Source organism: Rhizobium sp. PDO1-076, from assembly GCF_000247475.1.
In the GTDB taxonomy this organism is placed as follows: Bacteria; Pseudomonadota; Alphaproteobacteria; order Rhizobiales; family Rhizobiaceae; genus Allorhizobium.
This window is the reverse complement of sequence record NZ_AHZC01000294.1, coordinates 1-1,166: the sequence shown is the minus strand read 5'-3', so window position 1 is coordinate 1,166 and position 1,166 is coordinate 1. Positions and strand designations below refer to the sequence as shown.

The following is a 1,166-nucleotide window of genomic DNA, read 5'->3' as shown; positions in this document are numbered from 1 at the left end:
GTACGCAGCAACGAGCCTGTAGACCGCCTGATTCTCGAAGGCGAAGCCCTTTATTCGCGAATCGCTAAAGAGATCGGTCTGAATGTCAGCGAACCATCAGCCTACGCCGAAGGCGTCCTGATCATTCCCCGTTTTGACCGGAAGAGAAAAGAAGGTGGCGGAACCGTCCGGCTGGGCCAGGAAAGCCTCGTGTCCGCGATCGGCGTTGCCGATTTCGGCCATGTCGGCACGCATGAAGCCTATATCGACGTTCTGCGCCAATATTCGGCCAATCCCTTCGCGGACATTGTCGAATACCTGAAGCGCGATATCGCCAACCTCGCGCTTGGCAATCCCGACAATCACGGCCGGAATTCCGCACTCAGCAAGCATCAGGACGGCACGATCCGCCTGTCTCCGCTCTTTGATTTCGCACCAATGCGGCTCGCCAAAGAGGGGATTGTTCGCTCCACCCGTTGGGTCATGATGCGTGACGGTGGTCGTGACCATCTTCCCGATTGGAAGCGCATTTGCGCCGAACTGATGCCTGATCCTGTTGAGCAGAAAGCGCTCGCAGCTACGCTTGCCGAGTTTGCCAAACACCTGCGCCAAGCTCCGGCTATGGCGAAAGATATGGGAGCGTCTCCGGACATTTTGGACCGTGCGATGGGACGCGGCATCGAGATCGCAGATAGCGTTTTGGCAACATGCCACTGATGACGAAGGGCAGCTAAATGGCTCGCTGGAAGAAACCGACGAAAGAAGAGATTCTTGAAAACCGGCGAACACTGGCTGAGCGTGCTCGAACTGGCGATTTAAGGCTGCCTGAAGCGGTTGCGGATATCCGAAAGGGTTTCGGCATGACCCAGGAGGAGTTTGCCAAAACGCTGTCGCTTACCCGGCGCCAAGTTGCCGAGATCGAAGCCGGCACGGCAAATCCAACATTGGAGACAATGGAAAAAATCGGAAAGCTTTTTGGGTTCTCGGTAGGCTTTGTTCCCAGAATCAATTCTCGGCAGGAAGCAAACATATGAACCCTTGGTCCGCTTATAGGCCGAGTCTTGTCGTGCACCGAATACTCTGGTTCACGCGCGCGGTGATGAGCACAAGCAGCCGTACGCCTCTCAAAATATCAACCAAAGGTAAATAAGCTGTGCGGCTCCCCAGCCTCCAACTGGTTGCGAAGG

At 55.7% G+C, this 1,166-nt stretch carries 2 protein-coding genes; both read left to right on the top strand.

From position 1 onward, the window contains the following. Positions 1–696: type II toxin-antitoxin system HipA family toxin (locus PDO_RS15315; protein WP_007603638.1), on the top strand; the 696-nt coding region annotated here is incomplete at its 5' end. A 17-nt stretch (positions 697–713) separates the two neighbouring features. Beyond that, positions 714–1,013: a helix-turn-helix transcriptional regulator gene (locus PDO_RS15310; protein WP_007603636.1), complete on the top strand. Its 300-nt coding sequence runs from the start codon at positions 714–716 to the stop codon at positions 1,011–1,013. Positions 1,014–1,166 lie beyond the last annotated feature (153 nt).